1 protein-coding gene is annotated in these 2012 nt (G+C 47.0%); it reads left to right on the forward strand.

The annotated features are described in order from the left end of the window. Window positions 1-242: 242 nt before the first annotated feature. The coding region (locus IQ234_RS20605) for a PP2C family protein-serine/threonine phosphatase (protein WP_193958440.1) at window positions 243-2012 on the forward strand (1770 nt) is incomplete at its 3' end.

A 2012-nucleotide genomic window follows, 5' to 3' on the forward strand; every position in this document is an offset into this window, starting at 1 on the left:
CTTCTCCACTTCCCCACTTCCCCATTTCCCCACTTCCCCATTTCATAATTCATAATTCATAATTTATAATTCCTACACCCCAGACACAACTATGGAGATGGCACTGTCAGCATTAATTATTCTCGATCGAGCCACAAGTATTAAAATTTAGGAGACACTAGAATACACTGACAGTTAACGTGGCTAAAAACACGCTATTTTAATAACCTATACTAACCGCGCTTTAGGAGTAAGCAGTTTTCATGGACTCCGTGATAAACCTCCAATGTCAAAACTTAACCTGTCTATCCCCGAACGCTCTCACTAATAGATTCTGTGAAAAATGCGGCACTCCTTTAGTTAAGCGCTATTTATGGATGATGGGTGATTGGGTGAGAAACTATTATCGTGCGGGTGAGCTAATTGATAATCGTTATTTGGTCAAACAACCACAAATTGTTCTTGATACTAAACCCGCGCAAGCACCCCAAGCACCAGAAGAACCTCCTAGCTGGGTTTCCCTCTACCTAAAATTGTTACCCTTCCATCTCCATATTCCCCAAGTCTATGGCTATATTGCCAGTCCCGACGAACGCTTAAATATGGACATCTGGCTGTTAGAATACGGCACAATTCCCCTCGATGAAACGGGAGAATTAATTTATCCAGAACTATTGCCCACTCTGGCCGAGGTTTGGTCGCAAGCTTCCGATTTAAGACAAATTCACTGGTTATGGCAAATGGCCAAACTCTGGCATCCCCTCCAGAAAAAAGCTGTGGTTTCTAGTCTGCTTAACCCTTTTCTGACGAGAGTGAATAATCAGCTGCTGCAATTGCTAGAATTAAGCAAAGACGAGGCCGCCGCTCCCAATTTACGAGATTTAGGGGCTTTCTGGGCTGGTCTGATCCCGACGGCAGCTGCTAATATTCAAGATTTTCTCACATCCCTAACCCAAGAACTAGAATCCGGTGATCTTGATCGCCCAGAGTCCCTGATCACGATCCTCGATTATGCACTACAGCACTACGGTGCAGGTCAAGAACGCACCTATGAGATTTTTACCTGCACCGATACAGGTCCACTGCGGGAACACAACGAGGATGCCTGTTATCCCCCAGCTAATCAGGCCATAACCCTGTCTAATGGTCAAAATCCCTTCGACAAAGCTCAGGGCAAGCCCCTGGCGATTGTCTGTGATGGCATCGGTGGTCAGGAAGGGGGCGAAATCGCTGCTCAATTGGCGATCGAAACCCTGCCTAGGGAAATTAATCCCAGTCCCACCACTGATAGGGAAGTCTATCCCGATAGTTACAGTCTTGTCCTCGAACAGGCGATTCGTGTCACCAATGATCTGATCAGTCAACGCAACGATCAGGAGTCAAGACAAGATCGCCGGCGCATGGGTACGACTCTAGTTATGGCCTTTGGCCATGCCGAGGAAATGTATGCAGCCCATGTGGGGGATTCCCGTATCTATTGGATTACCCCCCAAGGTTGTCATCAAGTGACGGTAGATGATGATCTCGCTTCTAGGGAAGTGAAATTAGGCTATCTCCTCTATCGTGATGCGATACAGTATCCCAACGCGGGGGCTTTGGTGCAAGCTTTGGGCATGGGTAGCGCCACTAATCTCCATCCCACGGTTCAGAGGTTGATTGTTGATCAAGACTGTGTTTTTCTGCTCTGTTCCGATGGTTTAAGTGATTATGATCGGGTAGAACAATACTGGGACAGTGAAATTCTGCCCCTTTTGCGAGGAGAGAAAACCGTGACGGCCGTGGGGGAAAGTTTATTACAACTAGCTAACCAGAAAAACGGTCACGATAACTCCACTATCGCCCTAGTTTATTGTCGGGTAGTTCCTGCGGCTGAAACTGTCAGTCCTTTAATTTATGCTGAGGCCAAGGAACGAATTATTCCCTATCTTAATGACCAAGATTTTGATCACAACGGGGACACCGACCCCGGGGAAGAAGTGGTAACGGCAATACCCACTCCCCCCCCCGCATCTTCCTGTCTCTTATACACATCT

This window comes from Microcystis aeruginosa LEGE 91341 (assembly GCF_015206885.1).
In the GTDB taxonomy this organism is placed as follows: domain Bacteria; phylum Cyanobacteriota; class Cyanobacteriia; order Cyanobacteriales; family Microcystaceae; genus Microcystis; species Microcystis aeruginosa_H.